Annotated in this window: 20 protein-coding genes; 10 read left to right on the top strand and 10 right to left on the bottom strand. The window is 69.1% G+C overall.

Going from position 1 to position 22,348, the window contains the following annotated elements; genetic code table 11:
• Positions 1-675 precede the first annotated feature (675 nt).
• Both JFN87_RS23485 and JFN87_RS23480 read left to right on the top strand, forming a co-directional pair.
• Complete coding sequence (locus JFN87_RS23485) at positions 676-1,377, top strand: PadR family transcriptional regulator (RefSeq protein ID WP_209342969.1); 702 nt, start codon at positions 676-678, stop codon at positions 1,375-1,377.
• 59 nt (positions 1,378-1,436) lie between these two features.
• A complete protein-coding gene (locus JFN87_RS23480) occupies positions 1,437-2,519 on the top strand; it encodes an inositol-3-phosphate synthase (protein WP_209342967.1) in 1,083 nt (360 codons plus the stop codon).
• 127 nt (positions 2,520-2,646) lie between these two features.
• Here the strand turns inward: JFN87_RS23480 and JFN87_RS23475 are convergent, their stop codons facing one another.
• Positions 2,647-4,116: a CCA tRNA nucleotidyltransferase gene (locus JFN87_RS23475; protein WP_209342965.1), complete on the bottom strand. Its 1,470-nt coding sequence runs from the start codon at positions 4,114-4,116 to the stop codon at positions 2,647-2,649.
• A 179-nt stretch (positions 4,117-4,295) separates the two neighbouring features.
• Here JFN87_RS23475 and JFN87_RS23470 point away from each other — a divergent pair, with 179 nt between their 5' ends.
• The 7 genes from JFN87_RS23470 to trxA all read left to right on the top strand — a co-directional run bounded on the left by JFN87_RS23470 (position 4,296) and on the right by trxA (position 14,105).
• On the top strand, positions 4,296-6,653 hold the full coding sequence (locus tag JFN87_RS23470) for a DUF6049 family protein (RefSeq protein WP_209342963.1): 2,358 nt from the start codon (positions 4,296-4,298) through the stop codon (positions 6,651-6,653).
• Between the two features lie 46 nt (positions 6,654-6,699).
• Positions 6,700-9,087: a murein biosynthesis integral membrane protein MurJ gene (gene murJ, locus JFN87_RS23465; protein WP_209342962.1), complete on the top strand. Its 2,388-nt coding sequence runs from the start codon at positions 6,700-6,702 to the stop codon at positions 9,085-9,087.
• Positions 9,088-9,206: 119 nt separating this feature from the next.
• Positions 9,207-10,928, top strand: a complete 1,722-nt coding sequence (locus tag JFN87_RS23460) for a protein kinase family protein (RefSeq protein WP_209342960.1) — start codon at positions 9,207-9,209, stop codon at positions 10,926-10,928.
• A gap of 24 nt (positions 10,929-10,952) precedes the next feature.
• Entirely contained in the window at positions 10,953-11,657 is a 705-nt protein-coding gene (gene sigM / locus JFN87_RS23455) for an RNA polymerase sigma factor SigM (protein ID WP_209342958.1), read from the top strand.
• Entirely contained in the window at positions 11,654-12,622 is a 969-nt protein-coding gene (locus JFN87_RS23450) for an anti-sigma factor family protein (protein WP_209342956.1), read from the top strand. Before sigM ends, JFN87_RS23450 begins: the two co-directional genes overlap by 4 nt.
• 120 nt (positions 12,623-12,742) lie before the next feature.
• Positions 12,743-13,717 (top strand): thioredoxin-disulfide reductase, encoded by a 975-nt coding sequence (gene trxB / locus JFN87_RS23445; protein ID WP_209342954.1) that lies wholly within the window; start codon positions 12,743-12,745, stop codon positions 13,715-13,717.
• A 58-nt stretch (positions 13,718-13,775) separates the two neighbouring features.
• Positions 13,776-14,105: a thioredoxin gene (gene trxA, locus JFN87_RS23440; RefSeq protein ID WP_209342953.1), complete on the top strand. Its 330-nt coding sequence runs from the start codon at positions 13,776-13,778 to the stop codon at positions 14,103-14,105.
• A gap of 60 nt (positions 14,106-14,165) precedes the next feature.
• Here trxA and JFN87_RS23435 read toward each other — a convergent pair whose 3' ends face one another.
• The 9 genes from JFN87_RS23435 to rpmH all read right to left on the bottom strand — a co-directional run bounded on the left by JFN87_RS23435 (position 14,166) and on the right by rpmH (position 21,112).
• Complete coding sequence (locus JFN87_RS23435; protein ID WP_209342952.1) at positions 14,166-14,783, bottom strand: GNAT family N-acetyltransferase; 618 nt, start codon at positions 14,781-14,783, stop codon at positions 14,166-14,168.
• 154 nt (positions 14,784-14,937) lie between these two features.
• Complete coding sequence (locus JFN87_RS23430; protein ID WP_209342951.1) at positions 14,938-16,047, bottom strand: ParB/RepB/Spo0J family partition protein; 1,110 nt, start codon at positions 16,045-16,047, stop codon at positions 14,938-14,940.
• On the bottom strand, positions 16,044-17,120 hold the full coding sequence (locus tag JFN87_RS23425; RefSeq protein ID WP_209342950.1) for an AAA family ATPase: 1,077 nt from the start codon (positions 17,118-17,120) through the stop codon (positions 16,044-16,046). The genes JFN87_RS23430 and JFN87_RS23425 overlap by 4 nt, the downstream gene beginning before the upstream one ends.
• Before the next feature lie 283 nt (positions 17,121-17,403).
• The gene (gene rsmG / locus JFN87_RS23420; protein WP_209342949.1) at positions 17,404-18,120 is read right to left on the bottom strand and encodes a 16S rRNA (guanine(527)-N(7))-methyltransferase RsmG; all 717 of its coding nucleotides are present in this window, start codon (positions 18,118-18,120) and stop codon (positions 17,404-17,406) included.
• Positions 18,121-18,266: 146 nt separating this feature from the next.
• Positions 18,267-18,788: a Jag family protein gene (locus JFN87_RS23415; protein ID WP_209342948.1), complete on the bottom strand. Its 522-nt coding sequence runs from the start codon at positions 18,786-18,788 to the stop codon at positions 18,267-18,269.
• Between the two features lie 15 nt (positions 18,789-18,803).
• Entirely contained in the window at positions 18,804-20,228 is a 1,425-nt protein-coding gene (gene yidC, locus JFN87_RS23410; RefSeq protein WP_209342947.1) for a membrane protein insertase YidC, read from the bottom strand.
• On the bottom strand, positions 20,229-20,588 hold the full coding sequence (yidD, locus tag JFN87_RS23405; RefSeq protein WP_078849843.1) for a membrane protein insertion efficiency factor YidD: 360 nt from the start codon (positions 20,586-20,588) through the stop codon (positions 20,229-20,231). It abuts the gene before it with no gap.
• Complete coding sequence (rnpA, locus tag JFN87_RS23400) at positions 20,585-20,956, bottom strand: ribonuclease P protein component (RefSeq protein ID WP_209342945.1); 372 nt, start codon at positions 20,954-20,956, stop codon at positions 20,585-20,587. The genes yidD and rnpA overlap by 4 nt, the downstream gene beginning before the upstream one ends.
• Positions 20,957-20,974: 18 nt before the next feature.
• A complete protein-coding gene (rpmH, locus tag JFN87_RS23395; protein WP_003949374.1) occupies positions 20,975-21,112 on the bottom strand; it encodes a 50S ribosomal protein L34 in 138 nt (45 codons plus the stop codon).
• A 364-nt stretch (positions 21,113-21,476) separates the two neighbouring features.
• Here rpmH and JFN87_RS33820 point away from each other — a divergent pair.
• Positions 21,477-22,348: chromosomal replication initiator protein DnaA (locus JFN87_RS33820; protein ID WP_504739787.1), on the top strand; the 872-nt coding region annotated here is incomplete at its 3' end.

Below are 22,348 nucleotides of genomic sequence, written 5' to 3'. Positions count from 1 at the left end.
CCCCCCCCCCCCTCCCCCCCCCCCCCCCCCCCCCCCTTCTACACAGCGGAAGACGGCATGGGAGATACATCGGTGACCGGAGTCCAGACGTGTGATGTTCGGATAAGGCCGCGGCACGGCGGGGGTAGGGCTGCTCGTCCTCGCCGTGCGGGGCTGCGGGCGACGCCGCCGCCCCTTCTCGGGAAGGGGCGGCGCGGCGGCCGGACGGCTGCTGGGCCGTGCGCCTGGCCGCGGCACGTCCGCCACCTTGCGGCTGCGGCGGTTTGCGACGGTGCTCGCTCATCGAACGACTACTCCTCGGGCAGGCGAGTGCGCCTGGAAGCGGCAGTGGTGTTCCGGCCCCTCGGCGCGGCCCCGGTCCGCCGGGCGTCCGTGGTCGTCCGCCCCGACTTCGCTGGGCCCGTGCACGCGACGCTCCCTCGCGTCTCAGGGGTCCCGGTGGTCTGCATGCCGCACAGACTACGCACGGTCAAAACTCTCCGAGCCCCGAAGGTCACCCCAAATCAGGCAACTTGCACTCTGTGAATTGACGATGTGATCGCGTTCACGAGTCCTCCTCTTGTCGCGGCAGCCACCGCCCTCTATCGTGCTGATGTATCGACTCGATACATCAGCACGACATGTCGGATCGAGATAAACAAGCGGTCAGGCGTGAGGGCGACGAAAGGAGCAGGGGTGAGCAGGCGCTCGGGGATCCTTGAGTTCGCCGTGCTCGGTCTGCTTCGCGAGTCCCCTATGCACGGCTACGAGCTGCGCAAACGCCTCAATACGTCGCTGGGCATCTTCCGTGCGTTCAGCTACGGGACGCTCTACCCGTGCCTCAAGACGCTGGTCGCCAACGGCTGGTTGATCGAGGAGCCGGGCAGCGCCCTGGAGGACGCGCTCGCCGCGTCGCTCGCCGGCCGCCGGGCCAAGATCGTCTACCGGCTGACGGCCGAGGGCAAGGAGCACTTCGAGGAGCTGCTCGCCCAGACCGGTCCCGACACCTGGGAGGACGAGCACTTCGCCGCCCGGTTCGCCTTTTTCGGGCAGACCGAGCGTGAGGTGCGCATGCGCGTCCTCGAAGGGCGCCGGAGCCGTCTCGAGGAGCGTCTGGAGAAGATGCGCGCCTCACTCGCCCGCACGCGCGAGCGTCTCGACGACTACACGCTGGAGCTCCAGCGCCACGGGATGGAATCCGTGGAGCGGGAGGTCCGCTGGCTGAACGAGCTCATCGAGAGCGAGCGGGCAGCCGGCTCCAGGGCCGCCGACCGGCGTGCGCCGCAGGACACCGACCACAAGGACGGTCTGCCCCGGCGCCGGGGTGCCGCATCTGCCGAGGGCTCGCCCTCGCGGCACCCCGGTCCGCCGGATCCGTCCGACGACAGGACCAAGTGAGGCCCGCTTCACCGCGGAGCCTCATCGGGAACACCGAGATCACACAGGGAGCAACCGGAATGGGTTCGGTTCGCGTAGCCATCGTCGGCGTGGGCAACTGCGCCTCGTCGCTGGTGCAAGGCGTCGAGTACTACAAGGACGCCGACCCGGCGGGCAAGGTGCCGGGGCTGATGCACGTGCAGTTCGGCGACTACCACGTACGGGACATCGAGTTCGTCGCCGCCTTCGACGTCGACGCGAAGAAGGTCGGCCTCGACCTCGCGGACGCCATCGGTGCCAGCGAGAACAACACCATCAAGATCTGCGACGTGCCGTCCTCCGGCATCACGGTCGAGCGCGGCCACACCCTGGACGGTCTGGGCAAGTACTACCGCCAGACCATCGAGGAGTCCGACGAGACCCCCGTGGACATCGTCCAGATCCTGAAGGACCGCAAGGTCGACGTCCTGGTCTGCTACCTGCCGGTCGGTTCCGAGGACGCGGCGAAGTACTACGCCCAGTGCGCCATCGACGCCAAGGTCGCCTTCGTGAACGCCCTCCCGGTGTTCATCGCGGGCACCAAGGAGTGGGCGGACAAGTTCACCGAGGCCGGCGTGCCGATCGTCGGCGACGACATCAAGTCGCAGGTCGGCGCGACCATCACGCACCGTGTGCTCGCGAAGCTCTTCGAGGACCGCGGCGTCGTCCTCGACCGCACGATGCAGCTGAACGTCGGCGGCAACATGGACTTCAAGAACATGCTCGAGCGCGAGCGCCTTGAGTCCAAGAAGATCTCCAAGACGCAGGCCGTCACCTCGCAGATCCCGGACCGCGACCTGGGCGCCGACAACGTGCACATCGGCCCGTCCGACTACGTCGCCTGGCTGGACGACCGCAAGTGGGCCTACGTCCGCCTCGAGGGCCGTGCCTTCGGTGACGTTCCGCTGAACCTGGAGTACAAGCTCGAGGTCTGGGACTCCCCCAACTCGGCCGGCGTCATCATCGACGCCGTGCGTGCCGCGAAGATCGCGAAGGACCGCGGAGTCGGCGGGCCCATCCTCTCGGCATCCAGCTACTTCATGAAGTCGCCGCCGAAGCAGTACTTCGACGACGAGGCCCGCGAGAACGTGGAGAAGTTCATCCGCGGCGAGGTCGAGCGCTGACCGAGGTCGAGCGCTGACCCAGCGCCGAGCTTCGGACTGAGGCCCCCGGGACGGTGTCCCGGGGGCCTCAGCCATGTTTCACGTGAAACGTCACCGCCAGCGGGTCATGTTTCACGTGAAACATGACTCAGCTCGCCTGCTTCGCCCACCACTCCTTGAGCGCGGCCACGGCCTCGTCCTGACCCATGGGCCCGTTCTCCAGCCGCTGCTCCAGCAGGAACGCATAGGCGGTGCCGATCACCGGCCCGGGGCCGACGCCGAGGATCTCCATGATCTGGTTCCCGTTGAGATCGGGCCGGATCGAGTCGAGCTCCTCCTTCTCCTGGAGCTGCGCGATCCGCTCCTCCAGTCCGTCGTACGCACGGGAGAGCGCGGCCGCCTTCCGCTTGTTGCGGGTCGTGCAGTCCGAGCGGGTGAGCTTGTGCAGGCGGCTGAGGAGCGGGCCCGCGTCGCGCACGTAGCGGCGTACGGCCGAGTCCGTCCACTCGCCCGCCCCGTAGCCGTGGAACCGCAGGTGCAGCTCCACAAGACGCGAGACGTCCTTGATCATCTCGTTGGCGTACTTGAGGGCGGTCAGCCTCTTCTTGACGAGCTTCGCGCCGACCACCTCGTGATGGTGGAACGACACCCTGCCATCGCTCTCGAACCGCCGGGTCTTCGGCTTGCCCACGTCGTGGAGGAGCGCCGCGAGCCGCAGCACCAGGTCGGGCCCCTCCTCCTCCAGGTCGATGGCCTGCTCCAGCACGATCAGCGAGTGGTCGTACACGTCCTTGTGACGGTGGTGCTCGTCGCTCTCCAGCCGGAGCGCCGGCAGCTCCGGCAGCACGCGGTCGGCGAGGCCACTGCCGACCAGGAGCGAGAGCCCCTTACGGGGGTTCTCGGACAGCAGGAGCTTGTTCAGCTCGTCCCTTACGCGCTCCGCCGACACGATCTCGATGCGGTCGGCCATCTCCTTCATGGCGGCGACCACCTCGGGGGCCACCTCGAAGTCCAGCTGCGCGGAGAAGCGGGCGGCACGCAGCATCCGCAGGGGGTCGTCCGAGAAGGACTCCTCCGGCGTGCCGGGTGTGCGCAGCACCCGCTCCGCGAGGTCACGCAGCCCCCCGTGCGGGTCGACGAACTCCTTCGCGGGCAGCGCGAGCGCCATCGCGTTCACCGTGAAGTCACGACGTACGAGGTCCTGCTCGATGGAGTCCCCGTACGACACCTCGGGCTTGCGCGAGGTCCTGTCGTACGCCTCGGAGCGGTAGGTGGTGACCTCGATCTGGAAGCTCTGCTCCACGTCGCCGACGCGCGCCTCCTTGCGGCAGCCGACCGTGCCGAAGGCGATCCCGACGTCCCACACCGCGTCCGCCCACGGCCTGACGATCTTGAGGATGTCCTGCGGTCGCGCGTCGGTCGTGAAATCCAGGTCGTTGCCGAGCCGGCCGAGGAGGGCGTCCCGGACGGACCCGCCCACCAGGGCAAGCGAGAAGCCGGCCTCCTGGAAGCGGCGCGCCAAGGCGTCGGCGACGGGGGAGACCCGCAGCAGTTCGCTGACCGCGCGGCTCTGCACCTGGTTCAGTGCTCTGGGATTGTCTTCGTTGGCGTTCGGCACAACAGGAAAGCCTACGGTCCCTTCGGAGCGGCCCGCCGCTCCCCTCGCATTCGTGAGACCCTTCCGATCTCGTGGAGCGGTCCGCAGCACTTCACCACAGCGCCCCTCGTTACCATGCGTGGACGCAGCGAACGACAGACCACCAGCGGCAAACAACAAGGACGAGGACGGGCGAGCGCGTGGCCGATGCGGGGCACTTCCGGGGGACGGGCAGCGGCGCTGCCCGTCGGTGGTTGCGGCGCGCGGGATCCCTGGTCGCGGGCGCACCCCTGCTGGCCGGCCTGGTGGCCACCGCGGCGCCGGAGGCGCAGGCCGCGCCGCACACGACAGCCGTGGGGGCCTCCGTGTCGAAGAAGGCGGCGTCGGACAGCCCCGTGGCCGTGGCGCTCAACACCCTCTCGCCGAGTGCACCCGTAAAAGGTGACACGCTCACCGTCTCAGGCACCGTGACCAACAGGTCCGACCACGCGATCACGAACGCGGACGTCGATCTGCGCGTCGGCCCCCGCCTCGCGGGGCGCGGCGCCATCGACGACGCCACCCGGAACGCCACGAACACGAACGTGCAGGTCGCACCGCTGGGCGGCAAGTACCGGGTGAAGATCTCCCGCCTTGCCGCGAAGACACACCAGGACTTCGCCCTCTCGGTCCCGGTGAGCGACCTGGGTCTGCAGGATGATGGCGTCTATCAGCTCGGCGTCTCCCTGTCGGGGCAGACCTCCCAGGAGCCGTGGGACCACGTCCTGGGGATACAGCGCACGTTCCTGCCGTGGCAGCCCGAGCCCACCGACAAGAAGACGCAGCTCACGTTCCTGTGGCCGCTGATCTCGAAGGTGCACCTGTCGGCGCGTACCGGGTCCGACGAGCAGCAGACGCCCATCTTCGACAACGACGATCTCGCTGCCGACCTGGCGCCCGGTGGCCGGCTCCAGCAGATGGTCTCCCTGGGCAGCCAGCTGCCCGTCACCTGGGTGATCGACCCCGACCTGCTGGCCACTGTCGACGCGATGACGCACAAGTACAGCATCAAGAAGGGGAACACCACCGTCCCCGGCAAGAACCAGGCGCTCGCCAACCAGTGGCTGAACTCGCTGGAGAAGGCTGTGAAGAATCATCCGGTCGTCGCGCTGCCGTTCGCGGACCCCGATCTGGCGTCCCTCGCGCACGCCGGGCGGAGCGTCTCCGGCAGCCTCAGCCACCTCCAGCCGGCCACCCAGGTCGCCAGGACCACCGTCGACACGATCCTCCACGTGACGCCGTCCACGGACTTCGCGTGGCCGATCGACGGCGCCATCGACCCCTCGATCGTGGACGTGGCGACCTCCGCGGGCGCGGACAAGGTCATCACCCGCAGCGACAGCCTCGGCGACAACCTGCCCTACACGCCGACGGCGGCCCGACCCATCGGCGGCGGGACCACGGCGATCGTGGCGGACAGCCGGCTCTCCACCGCCTTCGATGGCGACCTGACGACGGCTGCCTCCTCCACGCTCGCGGAACAGCAGTTCCTCGCGCAGACGCTCGCCCTGACGCGTCAGGTGCCGAACAAGGAGCGCAGCATCGTCGTCGCCCCGCAGCGCATGCCCGACGCCGGCCAGGTGCAGGCGATGGCGGCAGCGCTGCACGGGCTGGACTCCGAGCGCTGGACCGAGTCGCAGAACCTGACACAGGCGGCGTCCGCCACCCCGGATCCCCACGCGAACACGAACGTCCCGCGGGCCTCGCACTACCCGCGCGGCCTCCGCCGCAAGGAACTGCCCGTCTCGGCCTTCCAGGACATCAAGGACACCCAGGACCTGCTGACCAGGTTCACCGACATCCTCAGCGCTCCCGACCGGGTGGAGGCGCCGTTCGCGAACGCCCAGGAACGGTCGATGTCGACGTCCTGGCGTGGCGACGCCGCCGCCGCGGCCGCCTACCGGAGCACGGTCAGGACCTACCTGAAGGGACTGAAGGACGAGGTCCGGCTCGTGCCGAAGTCCGACCTGACGCTGTCGGGGCGCAGCGCGACCATCCCCGTGACGGTCCAGAACAAGCTCCTCCAGGACGCCCAGCACCTCGTGCTGCGCCTGACCTCCAGCAAGCCCACACGCCTCAAGCTCGACGACGGCAAGGCCGTGGCCGAGCAGCCCATCAAGGTCGGCGGCGGTCACAGCCAGTCCGTGAAGTTCTCTGGCACCGGCAACGCCAACGGTCCGGTCGAGCTGACGGCACAGCTGTTCACCGAGGACGGCCATCCCTACAGCCAGAAGATGACCTTCGAGGTCAAGGTCTCGGAGATCACCCCCACGGCCATGCTCGTCATCGCAAGCGGCGTCCTGCTGCTCGTCCTCGCGGGCGTCAAGATGTACAGCCGCCGCAAGCGTGCGGCTGCCCGCCGTGCGGCCGCCGCGGGCCATGGCGACGACGGTCAGGACCCGGGCGCGGGGGGCGTGCGCGACAACGGCTCCGGTGACGGGCAGCCGAGTGACCCCGCGGTGGACACCGGACCGGAAAACCCGGCACCGTCGGGCCCGGGTGAGAAGGTGGACCGTTGAGCGAATGTCGTGGCCGGTCGGCCGGGGACGATGAGGTGGGGTAACCATGAACGCGCCGTACGACGGTGACCGCGGCCCGGGAACGGGCGGCGATCCCGCAGGGCAGGCCCCCTCACCACCGCCTGCCCAGCACAACCCGTATGCCCAGGACCCGTACACGCAGGACGGCTACAACCAGGACGGCTACACGCAGGACGCATACCGCCGGGACGGGTACGCGCAGGACCCTCACGCCGACGCCCAGCAGCAGCCGCCCACGCCGTACGACCAGCAGCACGCGCAGCAACAACAGCAGGCCCAGAACCCTTACGCGAGGGACCCGTACGTCCAGGAGGCGTACCAGCAGGACCCGTACTGGGCGCAGGGACAGTCATCGCAGGATCCGGTGACCGACGCGCTCCACGACCGCGCAGCGCACGCCCCGCAGGGGCCACCCGCCCAGACGGCTCCCTACCAGCCGGGCGACTACCAGGACGCGACGCAGCAGTTCTACCAGCAGCCGCAGCAAGCCCAGCCGGCGCAACAGCCTCAGCAGCACTACGGACCCGACCCGAGGATTTGGGCCCAGTCCCCGCCGCCGGGGCCCGCGGGCCCCGGCCGGCGTCCCGGCGCCAGCGACCCGGGGACGGCCCAGTTCACCGGCGTCGACGACCTCGTGACCCGCGCGGGCACGGAACCCCAGCAGAACGACGCGTTCGCCCACCTGTACCGGGACCAGCACGCCGGCGGGCAGCTCCAGCCCGCAGAGCCCGAACCGGAGCCGGAGACCGCCCCGGCGAAGCCCGCGAAGGCGGGCAGCAAGGCGAGCGGCCTCCTCAAGTCGAGCGCCGTGATGGCCGCCGGCACCATCGTGTCGCGTCTCACCGGCTTCCTGCGCACGCTCGTCATGGCCGCCGCGATCGGCGTCGGCACGCTCAACGACACGTACCAGGTGGCCAACACCCTCCCCACCATGATCTATGTGCTCGTGGGCGGCGGTGCGCTCAACGCGGTGTTCATCCCGCAGCTCGTGAGAGCGATGAAGAACGACGACGACGGTGGCGAGGCCTACGCGAACCGCCTGCTGACCCTGGTCGTCGTCCTGCTCGCCGGTGTGACGACCATCTGCGTGCTCGGCGCGCCGTTGCTCATCCGCGTGATGTCGCCGACGTACGTCAGCCACCCGGACACCAACGCGGTGGCCATCGCCTTCGCCCGCTACTGCCTGCCCACCATGTTCTTCATGGGCGTGCACGTGGTGATGGGTCAGATCCTCAACGCTCGCGGACGCTTCGGCGCGATGATGTGGACACCGGTCCTCAACAACATCATCGTCATCTCCACCTTCGGCGCCTTCATCTGGGCCTACGGCACGGCCGGCCACTCCGGCGTGGCGCCCTCGAACATCTCGCCCGAGGGCGTACGCCTCCTCGGCATCGGCACGCTGCTCGGCCTGACCGTGCAGGCGCTCTCGATGATTCCGTACCTGCGGCAGGCGGGCTTCAAGATCCGCCTCCGGTTCGACTGGCGCGGCCACGGCCTCGGCAAGGCGGCGGGCCTCGCCAAGTGGACGTTCTTCTTCGTCCTCGCCAACCAGTTGGGCCTCATCGTCGTGACAGAACTGGCCACCTGGGCCGGAACGCTCGCCGAGAAGCAGGGCCAGTCCGGCACTGGCATCGCCGGTTACAACAACGCCCTGCTGCTGTGGCAGATGCCGCAGGCCATCATCACGGTGTCCATCATGACGGCGGTGCTCCCCCGGATCGCCCGCTCGGCGGCCGACGGTGACACCGGTGCCGTGCGCGACGACATCTCCTACGGCCTGCGTACGTCGGCCGTCGCCATCGTGCCGTGCGCCTTCGCGTTCGTGGCCCTCGGCGTGCCGCTCGCGAGCCTGCTCTACGCGGCCGCCGACGCCGACGGCGCACGGAACATCGGCTTCATCCTGATGGCGTTCGGCCTCGGTCTCATTCCGTACTCCGTGCAGTACGTGGTCCTGCGCGGCTTCTACGCGTACGAGGACACGCGGACCCCCTTCTACAACACGGTGATCGTCGCGGCGGTCAACGCCGCCGCGTCGGGCGCCTGCGCCCTGGTCCTTCCGCACCGCTGGGCCGTGGTGGGCATGGCGGGCTCGTACGGCCTCGCCTACGCCGTGGGTGTCGGTGTGGCCTGGCGGAGACTCAAGAAGCGCATGGGCGGCGATCTCGACGGCAGCCGTGTGGTGCGTACGTACGCCCGGCTGTGCATGTCCGCGATTCCCGCGGCGGTCGTCGCGGGTATCGCGGGATTCGGCCTGCTGCACGTGATCGGCGACGGCGCCGCGGGCGCGTTCGCGGCCCTGCTCGTCGGCGGCGTGCTGATGTTGGCCATTTTCTACGTCGCGGCCAAGAAGATGCGGATCGAGGAACTGAACGGCATGGTCGGAATGGTGCGCGGGCGGCTCGGGCGGTAGGCGGGCCGGGCCTGGCACAACCATCGCCCGCGTCCGTGTGTCGTGCATAGGGCCGGACTGTGGGCACAATTGGCTTGGCTGTTGGATAGTGCGCAACGGATGGGGAGGCAGGAGCGACGGTGGCGGAACGTAGCACGGCTGCCGTCGACGTGGCCGACAACAGCGGTGATGAACCGCTGGCCGCCAAGAAGGATACGGCGGAAGAGGCCACGACCGACGGGGTGGCGGAAGCCCAGGACACCGCGGAGCAGTCCGCGCCTGAGGACGCGACTGACACGAGCGACGAGCCCGAGGACACCGAGAAGGCTCTCGCGACGCCGGAGCTGCACAGTGGCCACAAGCTGGCGAGACGCTACCGCCTGGAGGAGTGCGTCACCCGTCTGGACGGATTCAGCAGCTGGCGTGCCGTCGACGAGAAGCTGCGCCGCGCGGTCGGGGTGCACATCCTGCCCGCCGAACACCCCCGCGCCCGCTCCGTGCTGGCAGCCGCCCGCTCCTCCGCCCTGATCGCCGACCCCCGTTTCGTGCAGGTCCTCGACGCGGTCGAGGAGAACGACCTGGTCTACGTCGTCCACGAATGGCTCCCTGACGCGGTGGAACTCACCGCACTGCTCGCCTCCGCGCCGCTCGAGGCGCACGACGCCTATCAGCTGGTCAGCCAGGTCTCGCAGGCGATGGCCGCGGCGCACCGCGAAGGGCTTTCGCACCTGCGGCTCACGCCCAGTGCCGTGCTCAGGACCTCCGGCGGCCAGTACCGCATCCGCGGTCTCGGTGTGAACGCGGCGCTGCGCGGCATCACCGCGGAGCGTCCCCAGCGTGCCGACACGGAGGCCATCGGCGCGCTGCTGTACGCCTCGCTGACCCAGCGCTGGCCGTACGAGACCGATGCCTACGGCCTCACGGGGCTGCCGAAGGGCGTCGGGCTGATCCCGCCCGACCAGGTGCGTGCCGGCATCCACCGGGGGCTGTCCGAGCTCGCCATGCGTGCTCTGGCGAACGACGGCGCCACCGCGTCCCGCCAGGATCCGCCCTGCACGACCCCGGACGAACTGGCCAAGGCCGTTGCCGAGATGCCCCGCATCCGGCCGCCCGAGCCCTCGTTCACCGCGCCCCCCGACTACCAGCGCACCACGTACCAGCAGGGCAACTACGGCACGCCGCAGCCGGGTCCGCGGAACACGGTGGTCACGCCTCCGGTGGTGCCGCCGCCCCCGCTCCAGACACCGCCGGGCAGGCTCCTGAAGTGGGTGGTCTCGGCCCTCGTGATCGTGGCGCTTGGCCTGGGCAGCTGGCAGGTCGCCGACCACGTGCTGAACAGCCATGACAGCAAGGACACGCCGACCCCGTCGAAGGTCACCAACGACGGCGGCGACAAGGCGGCGTCGCAGCCCCGCCCCATCGCCATCTCCGGGGCGCACGACTTCGATCCGGCGCCGGGCGACGGGTCGGAGAACCCGGAGGACGTGCCCAAGGCGATCGACAACGATCCCTCCACGGCGTGGGAGACGAAGCGGTACATCGGCGAGCCGACCTTCGGCAACCTGAAGCCGGGCGTCGGCCTCGTCCTGGACCTCGGCAAGGCGCAGACGGTCGGCTCCGTCACCGTCGACTTCGTAGGCAGCACGTCCGTGGAGCTCAGGGCCGCGTCGCCGGACGCCGCGTCCGAGCCCACGAGTGTCGACGACTTCACGAAGATTGCCGAGGGAACGGGTAAGGAAGTACAGCTGAAGCCGTCCAAGCCGGTGAAGTCGCGGTACGTTCTGGTCTGGCTGACCAAACTGCCGTCGGCAGGCGACGGCGGTTACCGGGGCAAGGTCTCGGAGATCCGGGTCACCAGCTGACGGGACCAGGGGAGGGGCTCACCGTTGGACGAAGCCGCACTCGCCGGCGCGAGCGATCAGGATCTCCTGTCCGCGCACGTCGCCGGCGACCCGGACGCCTTCGGTGAGCTGGTCAGGCGCCACCGCGATCGGCTGTGGGCCGTCGCCGTGCGCACGCTGGGCGATCGGGAGGAAGCGGCGGACGCCGTGCAGGACGCCCTGGTGTCCGCCTTCCGCGCCGCCCACACCTTCCGTGGGCAGTCCGCCGTCACCACATGGCTGCACCGCATCACCGTGAACGCCTGCATCGACCGGACCAGGAAGGCGGCCAGCCGCCGCAGCACGCCCGTGAACGACACGGAGCGGATGGAGCAGCTGCTCGAGCCGCATGAATCGGCCGAGGAGCCCGCGGAGCGCCAGGACCTCCACCGTGAACTCCTGGCCGCGCTGGCCAAGCTCCCCGTCGACCAGCGAGCGGCCCTGGTCCTGGTGGACATGCAGGGATACCCCGTCGCGGAGGCCGCGAGAGTCCTCGGAGTGCCGGGCGGCACGGTCAAGAGCCGGTGCGCACGGGGGCGGGCCAGACTGGTCCCGCTCCTGGCTCATCTGCGGGGCGACGCCGAGGGTGGCGCCCCGATGCGTGAGGGAAGGAACCGGACGCCGGGGACATCCGTCCCACCGGCAACGGGGCAGAGCTCTACGGAACCAGGCGATCCGGCAGCGGTGAAGGGCGGAGGTGGGCGCGCGTGACTTCCCCGTCCGAAACGGACCAGCACCCGGACGTGTCCGAGATCTCGGAGTTCACCGAAGGCCTCCTGTCGTCGCCCCGCGCTGCGGAGCTACGTGCCCATCTCGACACCTGTGCCCTGTGCGCGGACGTGCGGCAGTCCCTCACGGAGATCAGGGACCTGCTCGGGGCGCTGCCTGAGCCACCGCGCATGGACGAGGACGCCGCCGCACGCATCGACGCGGCCCTGGCGGCCGAAGCGCTTCTGGGTTCCTCCGTGGCCGACGACGCCTCCTTGGTGCCGCAGGTATCGGTCGTTCCTGTCCCCGGCCCCTCTCCGTCCGCGGAGTCGGACGGTGTACTGGAGCAGTCGCGTGTTTCACGTGAAACATCGCGCCTCTCGCGAGCCCCCGGCGGGCCTCCGCGCTCCACGACCGGCCCCGGACGAGCCCGCGCCCCGCGACGCCGCCGTGGCGCCGCGATCATCGGAGCCACCCTCGGTGCCGCCGTCATCGGTGCGGGGGTCTTCCTCCTTCAGCCGTCGGACGCGAGCGGCGACAACACGGCCGCAGCACAGACGACGACCTCCCCCCGCATCACGGCCACCGCGACGACAGAGGACGAGTTCTCCGGCCGCCCGCTGGAGACCAGCGTCAACACGCTCCTGGCCACCAAGACCAGCAGCGCTCCCCGCGCGAACCCCAACGCACGTACCGCCTCCGCGAACCCGGGCACCATGACCGATCAGCCGATGCTGGGTACCGCACCTCCGGTGCCGCTCTGCGTTCGCCAGGGGACCGGTCGCTCGGAGGCGATTCTCGGCGCCGAGCAGGGAACGTACCGTGGGACCCCGGCCTATCTGCTCGTCCTGGCGAATCCGGCGGACGAATCGAAGGTGCGGGTCTACGTCATCGACTCCACATGCGTGGGATCGGTTCCCGCCGTCAAGGGGAAGACGCTGTTCACGGAGACCTATCCTCGCCGGTGACCGCGGCCCCTTCTCGTGCCGACGGCCCCCGGGAATGTACGGCCCGTAGGATCCGTTGCGTGGGATGACAGTCGTCGTACTGGTCCCGAAGAGGCAGTCCCCAGAGACGAGGAAAAACCCGTGAGCGACGTCCGTAACGTGATCATCATCGGCTCCGGGCCGGCCGGCTACACCGCCGCGCTGTACACCGCGCGTGCGTCGTTGAAGCCGCTGGTCTTCGAGGGTGCCGTCACCGCTGGTGGTGCGCTGATGAACACCACCGAGGTGGAGAACTTCCCGGGCTTCCAGGACGGAATCGTCGGCCCGGAGCTCATGGACAACATGAGGGCTCAGGCCGAGCGCTTCGGCGCGGAGCTCGTCCCGGACGATGTGATCGAGGTCGACCTCACCGGCGACATCAAGACCGTCACGGACACCGCGGGCACGGTCCACCGCGCCAAGACCGTGATCGTCGCCACCGGGTCCGCGTACCGCAAGCTGGGGCTCCCCCGCGAGGACCAGCTCTCCGGTCGCGGTGTCTCCTGGTGTGCCACCTGTGACGGTTTCTTCTTCAAGGACCAGGACATCGTCGTGGTCGGTGGTGGCGACACCGCCATGGAGGAGGCCACCTTCCTGTCGCGGTTCGCCAAGTCCGTCACGATCGTCCACCGCCGTGACACGCTCCGTGCCTCCAAGGCGATGCAGGACCGCGCCTTCGCGGACCCGAAGATCTCCTTCGCCTGGAACAAGGAAGTCGCGGAGATCCACGGCGACCCGAAGCTCAGCGGCCTGACCCTGCGCGACACCCAGACCGGCGAGACGTCCGAGCTGGCCGTGACGGGGCTGTTCATCGCGGTCGGCCACGACCCGCGGACCGAGCTGTTCAAGGGCCAGCTGGACCTGGACGACGAGGGCTACCTGAAGGTCGACGCACCGACGACCCGGACCGGTGTCACCGGTGTCTTCGGAGCGGGCGACGTCGTCGACCACACCTACCGGCAGGCGATCACCGCCGCGGGCACCGGCTGCTCCGCGGCGCTGGACGCCGAGCGCTACCTCGCCGCCCTGAACGACAGCGAGACGGTCCCCGAGCCGGAGAAGACCGCCACGGTCTGAGAAGACCATCACGGTCCGAACCGCCGAGCTACCCACCCATCGAATGAAGGAGGCCGCCATGGCCGGCGACCTGAAGCACGTAACCGACGACACCTTCGACGAGGACGTTCTCAAGAGCGACAAGCCCGTCCTGGTCGACTTCTGGGCCGAGTGGTGCGGCCCGTGCCGCCAGATCGCTCCGTCTCTGGAGGCCATCGCCGCTGAGCACGGTGACAAGATCCAGGTGGTCAAGCTCAACATCGACGAGAACCCGACCACGGCTGCCAAGTACGGCGTCATGTCGATCCCCACGCTGAACGTCTACCAGGGCGGCGAGGTCGCCAAGACCATCGTCGGCGCGAAGCCCAAGGCGGCGCTCGTGCGTGACCTGGACGACTTCATCGGCTAGTCGATCGAGATGTTTCACGTGAAACGGGCCCGTCTCCCCGGCAGGGGAGGCGGGCCCGTTTCACAGGGGCCGAAGCGCCGGTTCCTTCTGCACGGCTCCGAGGAGCCGGTCCAGTGCCATTTCCACGTCCCCCTTCCATGAGAGCGTGGAGCGCAGCTCCAGTCTCAGACGGGGGTACGCCGGATGGGAGCGCACGGTCTTGAACCCCACTGACAGCAGATGGTCGGCGGGGAGGACACAGGCCGGCTCCTTCCAGTGGGCATCACCGAAGGCCTCGATCGCCTTGAAGTCTCGGCGCAGCAGGTCCTTGGCGACGGCCTGGACCATGACGCGGCCAAGCCCTTGGCCCTGGTACGCAGGCAGGACCGAGGCCGTCATCAGCTGGACCGCGTCGGGGGAGACCGGACTCGTGGGGAAGGCCGTGGAGCGTGGCACGTAGGCCGGAGGCGCATACAGCACGAACCCGGCCGGCACCTCGTCGACGTAGACGAGACGCCCGCAGGAGCCCCACTCCAGCAGGACCGACGAGATCCAGGCTTCCTTCTCGTTCGCCGACCGGCCCGCCCGCTCGGCGGCGTCGCCACGGACGGGGTCGAGCTCCCAGAACACGCACGCCCGGCAACGGTGGGGAAGGTCGGGGAGGTTGTCCAGTGTGAGCGGCACGAGCCGACGTCCCATGAAGCCGTTCCTCACTTCCTCGCCTCACACGCCCAGGCCACTGCTCGCATCGTATCCACAGGCCTGCGCCTGACACACCGAGAGCGGGCAAAGAGGGCGGGCCGTGTCTCCGGCACCCGGAGACACGGCCCGCCCTCGTACGGCAGCGTGACGATCAGCCCTCGGTCTGCTCCTCGGATCCCCCGCCCTGCCCGCGGTCCATGACGCGCCCCTCGCCAGGAGCGAGCGTGCCGAGAATGCGCTCCAAGTCGTCCATGGAGGCGAACTCGACCACGATCTTCCCCTTCTTCTGCCCGAGGTCGACCTTCACCCGGGTCTCGAAGCGGTCCGAAAGCCGGGACGCCAACTCCGTCAGTGCGGGCGACACCCTCGCCCCCGCGCGAGGGCTCTTCGTCTTGGTGGCGCTCTTGGGCTCGGCCGACATCAACTGGACGATCTCTTCGACCGCGCGCACCGACAGGCCCTCGGCCACGATGCGGTGTGCCAGTCGGTCCTGCTCCTCGGAATCCTCCACCGACAGCAGCGCCCTCGCATGGCCGGCCGACAGTACGCCGGCCGCGACCCTGCGCTGGACCGAAGGCGACAGCCGCAGCAGGCGCAGCGTGTTGGACACCTGCGGTCGCGAGCGGCCGATCCGGTCTGCGAGCTGGTCGTGCGTGCAGTGGAAGTCCTTGAGCAACTGGTCGTAGGCCGCGGCCTCTTCCAGCGGATTCAGCTGGGCGCGGTGCAGGTTCTCGAGCAGGGCGTCCAGCAGGAGCTTCTCGTCGTCGGTGGCCCGTACGATCGCCGGGATGCGCTCGAGTCCGGCCTCGCGGCACGCACGCCAGCGTCGCTCACCCATGATCAGCTCGTAACGCTCCGGGCTGATCTGCCGCACGACGACCGGCTGCAGGAGCCCGACCTCCTTGATGGAGGTCACCAACTCGGAGAGCGCGTCCTCGTCGAAGACCTCACGGGGCTGGCGAGGGTTCGGCGTAATGAAGTCGATGGGGACCTCGGCGAAGTGCGCACCCGCCACCATGGCCGGGGGCTCCGCCGCCTGCGGCTGCTCCGGGATGGGCCGTTCGCCGGACGGCTGCGTCTCGGGAGACGTGGCCGCCTGCGGAAGTGCCGTCACCTTGGCCGCGGCCACACCTCGTTCGGCGGTGAGCACCCCGGACGTTCCCGCCGATGCGGACTCGCCGGCCGCCGGTGCCGGCTCCTGCGGGGCAGCGGGAATCAGCGCACCGAGCCCACGTCCCAGCCCCCTACGTCGCTCGCTCACTGGATGCCCTCCGACATGTTCTGCTGGTTGTTCTGACCGCCCTGATGGGCGTTCTGACCGTCGTAGCGGATCCCGACCCCGCGCAGCGCGATCTCGCGCGCAGCTTCGAGGTATGAGAGGGAACCGCTCGATCCGGGATCATAGGTCAGCACGGTCTGGCCGTAGCTGGGCGCCTCCGAAATTCGCACGGAGCGGGGGATGCTCGTGCGGAGCACCTCTTCACCGAAGTGACTGCGCACCTCGTCCGCCACCTGCGAAGCCAGCCGTGTCCTGCCGTCGTACATCGTCAGCAGGATCGTGGAGACATGCAGATCGGGATTGAGGTGGCCGCGCACCAGGTCCACATTGCGCAGCAGTTGCCCCAGCCCCTCCAACGCGTAGTACTCGCACTGGATGGGGATCAGCACCTCGGCGCCCGCAACGAGCGCGTTCACGGTGAGCAGGCCCAGGGATGGCGGGCAATCGATCAGGACATAGTCCAGCGGTTGCTCGTAGGCCGTGATCGCTCGCTGGAGCCGGCTCTCCCGGGCGACCAGCGACACCAACTCGATCTCCGCACCGGCGAGATCGATGGTCGCCGGGGCACAGAACAGCCCCTCCACATCGGGGACCGGCTGGACGACATCGGAGAGCGGCTTGGACTCCACCAGCACGTCGTAGATGGACGGCACCTCGGCGTGGTGATCGACACCCAGCGCGGTGGACGCGTTGCCCTGCGGGTCGAGGTCGACCACCAGGACCCTCGCACCGTGCAGCGCAAGGGAAGCGGCCAGGTTCACCGTGGTCGTGGTCTTCCCGACGCCGCCCTTCTGGTTGGCGACCACCATGACACGCGTCTGCTCGGGGCGTGGGAGCCCCTCACCGGCGCGGCCCAGTGCCTCCACGGCAAGCTGCGCAGCTCTGCCGATGGGGGTGTCGTCCATTGGGGGCGGTGTTTCACGTGAAACATCGTCTCCCAGGGACTCGGTACGGGGACCGGGGACCGGATCGGCCATCGGTCCCGCGATGTTGGCGTCGGACCGCAAGGATTCACTCTCCTCGACTTCAGACTCGCAATGAACAGAGCCTGCCATGCTTTGGGGGTCGCGAACCAGCGAGGCCCTGCGTTCTGTGGACGAAACCGCCTTTGTGGACAACTCCGTGGACCGTCCGAGGGGTTTACGGACTCGCGGTGTGGTGGCCGCGCGCCCACGGTCGATGATTCCTTGAAGCAGTGAGCGACGTTTCACGTGAAACACGATGCACGCGCTGCCGGATCAGATCGCCCCGACACTCCGGGGCGTTACGACACGCCGTCATTTATGGAGCATCAGGCACATAAGCCTCATGCCGGGCCTTTCGACTGGATCGGGGACGTCAGCGGCGCCGACGCGTCCGTCCCGTACGGGCGGCCTTGGCACGCTTGGCCGCGAACCGGACACCGCCAGGCGACTCGCCCACCTCGACGCGCACCACGGTGGCCTGGGGATCGACCACGCCCTCCCCGACGCGCAGTACCGAGGTGGAGACCACGCCCAGCTTTCCCAGGGCGGCCCTGGCGCTCTTGAGCTCCTCTTCGGCGGTGTCGCCCTTGAGAGCCAGCATCTCGCCGTAGGGCCGCAGCAGTGGCACGCCCCAGCCGGCGAGGCGGTCGAGGGGCGCCACGGCCCGTGCGGTCACCACGTGGACGGGCTGGACCTTGCCCAGCACCTCCTCGGCGCGTCCGCGTTCGACCGTCACATGGTCGAGCCCGAGCAGCTCGACGACCTCCTGGAGGAAGTTCGTCCGTCTCAGCAGCGGCTCGAGGAGCGTGATCTTCAGGTCCCTGCGTACGAGCGCGAGCGGGATGCCCGGCAGCCCCGCGCCCGACCCGACGTCGCACACCATGACACCCTCGGGGACGACCTCCGAGAGAACGGCGCAGTTCAGCAGGTGCCGCTCCCACAGGCGCGGCACCTCGCGGGGGCCGATGAGGCCCCGCTTGACCCCCGCGTCAGCAAGCAGCTCCGCATACCGGACCGCCTCAGGGAAGTACTCGCCGAAAACCGTCCGCGCCCCCTCCGGGGCTGGGGGAAGCTCAGCCGCCTCCGTCACGGGAACCGTCCTTCCATACCGGGCCACCACGCGGCGGCTCACCTTCAGAGGCTGACAAACAGCGGCCCCGTCTGCGAACAGACGGGGCCGGCACGCACAGGATCCGATCAGGGGATCCGGTCGGAGGATCCGGTCAAGGTATCCGGTCAGGCAGGAAGGACCACGACGAACCGCTGCGGCTCCTCGCCCTCGGACTCGCTGCGCAGGCCGGCGGCCGCGACCGCGTCATGCACGACTTTGCGCTCGAAGGGGGTCATCGGGTCCAGTTTCACGGACTCGCCGGTCTTCTTCACCTCGTCCGCCGTCTTGGCGCCCAGCTCCGCGAGCTCCGCGCGCTTCTTCGCGCGGAAGCCGGCGATGTCCAGCATCAGCCGGGAGCGGTCGCCGGTCTCGCGGTGCACCGCCAGCCGTGTCAGCTCCTGGAGCGCCTCCAGCACCTCGCCGTCGCGGCCGACCAGCTTCTGAAGGTCCCGGCCGCCGGCGTCGCTGATGATCGACACCGCGGCACGGTCCGCCTCGACGTCCATGTCGATGTCGCCGTCGAGATCGGCGATGTCGAGGAGCTCCTCGAGGTAGTCGGCCGCGATCTCACCCTCCTGCTCCAGGTGGGACAGGGCGTCGCCGCTCTCGGCTGCACCCTCGGTGGCGGCAACGGTTCCTTCCGTCACGGATGGACTCCTTCTTCACTTCTTGGAGGGGTGCTTGGGCCGCTGCTGGCCCTTGCGCTGCCCCGACTTCGCCTGGCCTGACCGCGCGGCGGCGGGCTTGCCTGAGGCCTTGGACCTGGCGGGCTGCTGCCCCTGTTGCTTCCCCTGCTGACCGGACTTCGCCTGGCCGGACTTCGCCTGGCCGCCGTGCTTGGCAGACGTCTGCTTGGACGGGGCCTGCTTGGCCGGAGCCTGCTTCGACGAGCCCTGCTTCTTCGGCTGCTCGCCGCCCTTCTCCAGGGTGGTGGGCTCGGCGGCCTGGGCCTCCGCCTCCGTCTCGGTCTCGGTCTCGGCGACCGCGGTGTGCGTGGTCGCGATGCCGGACGCCTGCCGCTGCGACTTGCTCTGCCGCTTGGGCTGCTGCCGCCGCGCCTGGCCGCCGCCGACGCCTGCCTCGGCCGCGACCGTTTCGCTCTTCACCAGCGAACCGTCGGCCTGCGGCGCGAGCCCCGCCTTGGCGAGCCCGGTCACGAACTTGCGCTCGTTGTCGTTGCGGTCGGGACCCTTGCCGACGATCGTCGCGATCATCTTCCGCTTGCGGCGCGAACGGACCTGCCCGTGGGTGGTGGCCGTCTTCAGCAGCCGCTGGAGGAAGGCGTCCTGCGCCTTGCTGCCCGGCGTCGGGTTCTGGTTGATCACGTACATCTGCTGACCCATGGTCCACACGTTGGTGGTCAGCCAGTAGACGAGGACACCGACGGGGAAGTTGATGCCCATGCCCATGAAGATCAGCGGGAACACGTACATCAGCATCTTCTGCTGCTGCATGTACGGCGTCTTCACCGTGATGTCGACGTTCTTCGTCATCAGCTGGCGCTGCGTGTAGAACTGCGACGCGGACATCATGAGGATCATGATCCCGGCGACGATCCGCACGGTCGTCAGAGAGGCGCCGAGGGCGGCGACCTTGTCCGCGTTGTCCAGGAACTTGACGGAGAGCGGAGCGCCGAAGATGTGCGCCTTCTGCGCGCTGTCCAGCAGCGAGCTGTTGATGGCGCCGATCTTGGTGTTGTTGGCGATGCCCGCGAGCACGTGGTACAGCGCGAAGAAGAACGGCGACTGCGCGATGATCGGCAGGCACGAGGAGAGCGGGTTGGTGCCCGTCTCCTTGTACAGCTTCATCATCTCTTCGGACTGACGCTGCTTGTCGTTCTTGTAGCGCTCCTGGATCGCCTTCATCTTCGGCTGGAGCACCTGCATGTTCCGCGTCGACTTGATCTGCTTCACGAAGAGCGGGACCAGGCAGATACGGATCAGCACCACGAGGGAGACGATGGACAGTCCCCACGCCCAGCCCGTGTCAGGGCCGAAGATCGCCCCGTACAGCGAGTGGAACTGGACGATCACCCAGGAAACGGGCCAGGTGATGAAGCTGAACAAACTGGCAATCGAGTCGAACATTCAGGCTCCTTGAGCATGGGGCGAGGTCTCTGCGGCCGGACTGGAGGACGGATCCGATCCCGGTCCTCCGGAAGGCACGCCAGTCGCGGAGTGCCCGCTCTTTCTGCGCCACGCGTCACGCAGCAACTCGTGCCACCGCGGTCGCTTCCGCGGCGGTACATGATCCACACCGCCGGGCGACCACGGATTGCACCGCAGAATGCGCCAGGCGGTAAGCGCCGTTCCCTTCACCGCGCCGTGCCGGTCGATCGCCGTGTACCCATAGTGCGAGCACGACGGGTAGTAGCGGCAGACCGGCCCGAGCAAAGGGCTGATCGTCCACTGGTACAGCTTGATCAGCGCAAGCAGTGGATACTTCATCGCGCGCCCCTTCCCAGCAGTCGCTCGAGAGCGGCATCCAGGTCTCGGGCCAGTTGTTCGTGGGACGCGTCACCCGAACCGGGCAACGCACGTACGACAACCAGGCTACCGGGGGGCAGTACGGACAGGCGTTCGCGGACGAGATGGCGCAGCTGCCGCTTCACCCGCGTACGGACGACGGCGCCGCCCACAGCCTTGCTCACGACGAAACCCGCACGCGTCGGGAAAGCACTCTCCCCCGGCGCGTGCGGGTCCGGTTCGCCGCTGCGCATGTGGACGACCAGGAGGGGTCGTCCGGCTCTGCGTCCTCGGCGTACCGCGGCCGCGAATTCTTCGCGCCGCCTCAGCCGATGCTCGGTAGGCAGCACGTCATGACCTGTGCGGAATCAGGCGGACAGACGGGCGCGACCCTTGCCACGGCGGGACGCGAGAATCGCGCGGCCGGCACGGGTACGCATCCGCAGCCTGAACCCGTGGGTCTTGGCGCGACGACGGTTGTTCGGCTGGAAGGTGCGCTTACTCACTCAGGGGCTCCAGAGAATGATGGGTGATGGCGGGCATCGCCTGGCTGTCACCGTGCGCCCACGAGTAGCAGCTCTCGTCACGCCCGTGTGCACCGCTTCTCGATCACAGATCCGTGATCTTTGCCCATCGGAGGCAGGCGGCAGCAGCCATCGACAACTCGACCTGGTCACGGTACGCGGGATTACGCCATCCGGTCAAACCAGCAGTATGCGCACCTCGGCACTGTACACAGCCTGTGGACAACGACTTGAACGACGCGGGTCGCCCTGACTACCGTGACGGGACTCCGGTCGCCTTGTTCCCGGTGTTACCGACCCGTCCCGAGAAGCACACATTCGTGGGACCTGCGAGAGAGCGTGCCCTGTGGCTGACGTACCTGCCGATCTTGCCGCAGTGTGGCCCCGGGTGCTCGAGCAACTCCTGCGGGAGGGCCAGCAGGGTGTCGAGTCCAAGGACAAGCAGTGGATCGAGCGCTGCCAGCCGCTGGCACTCGTCGCGGACACCGCTCTCCTCTCCGTTCCCAACGAGTGGGGCAAGCGCGTACTCGAGGGCAGGCTCGCTCCGCTCATCAGCGAGACCCTGAGCCACGAGTGCGGCAGGCCCATCCGGATCGCCATCACGGTGGACCCGTCGGCCGCCGAGCCGGTCCCCGCCCCCGCGCCGCCCGTGCCGCAGCCGCGCCACGGCTCCTACGAGGACGGCTACGGGCACCGCGCCCAGGACGACGGGCTCCCCTCCGTGCGCCCGGCCTACCCGGAGTACCAGCAGCACCAGCAGCGCCCCGACCCCGGCGTCTGGCCGCGCCCCCAGGAGGAGATGTCCTGGCAGCAGCCGCGCCTCGGGGGATACCAGGACGACCCCTATACGGGCGCGCGCACGCAGCAGCCGGTGCACGACTACCGCAGGCCGGCCGACGAGTACGGCAGGCCTGACGACGACTACGGACGCCAGGACGGACGCCAGGAGGGGGAGTACGGCCGCCCCGACACGGAGTACGGACGGCAGGAGAGCGACTACGGCAGGCCCGACGGTGACTACCGGCGGCCCGACGGCGACTACGGCAGGCCCGAGAACGACTACCGCCCGCCGCACTCCCCGGAGCGTGGCGGCTACGAACCGTCGCGGCCCGATCCGCGCGGACTGCCGGACGCGCACCCGGGCGCCCCGGGCGGCGGCGTCGGGACGGTCACCGCGGAGCGGACCTTCGGGCCGGGCTCGACGCCCTCGGACGCGGG

Origin of the sequence: Streptomyces montanisoli (genome assembly GCF_017813245.1) — a bacterium.
Taxonomy (GTDB): domain Bacteria; phylum Actinomycetota; class Actinomycetes; order Streptomycetales; family Streptomycetaceae; genus Streptomyces; species Streptomyces montanisoli.
Note: the sequence above shows the minus strand (reverse complement) of the source record. Positions and strands in the feature narration are given on the sequence as shown.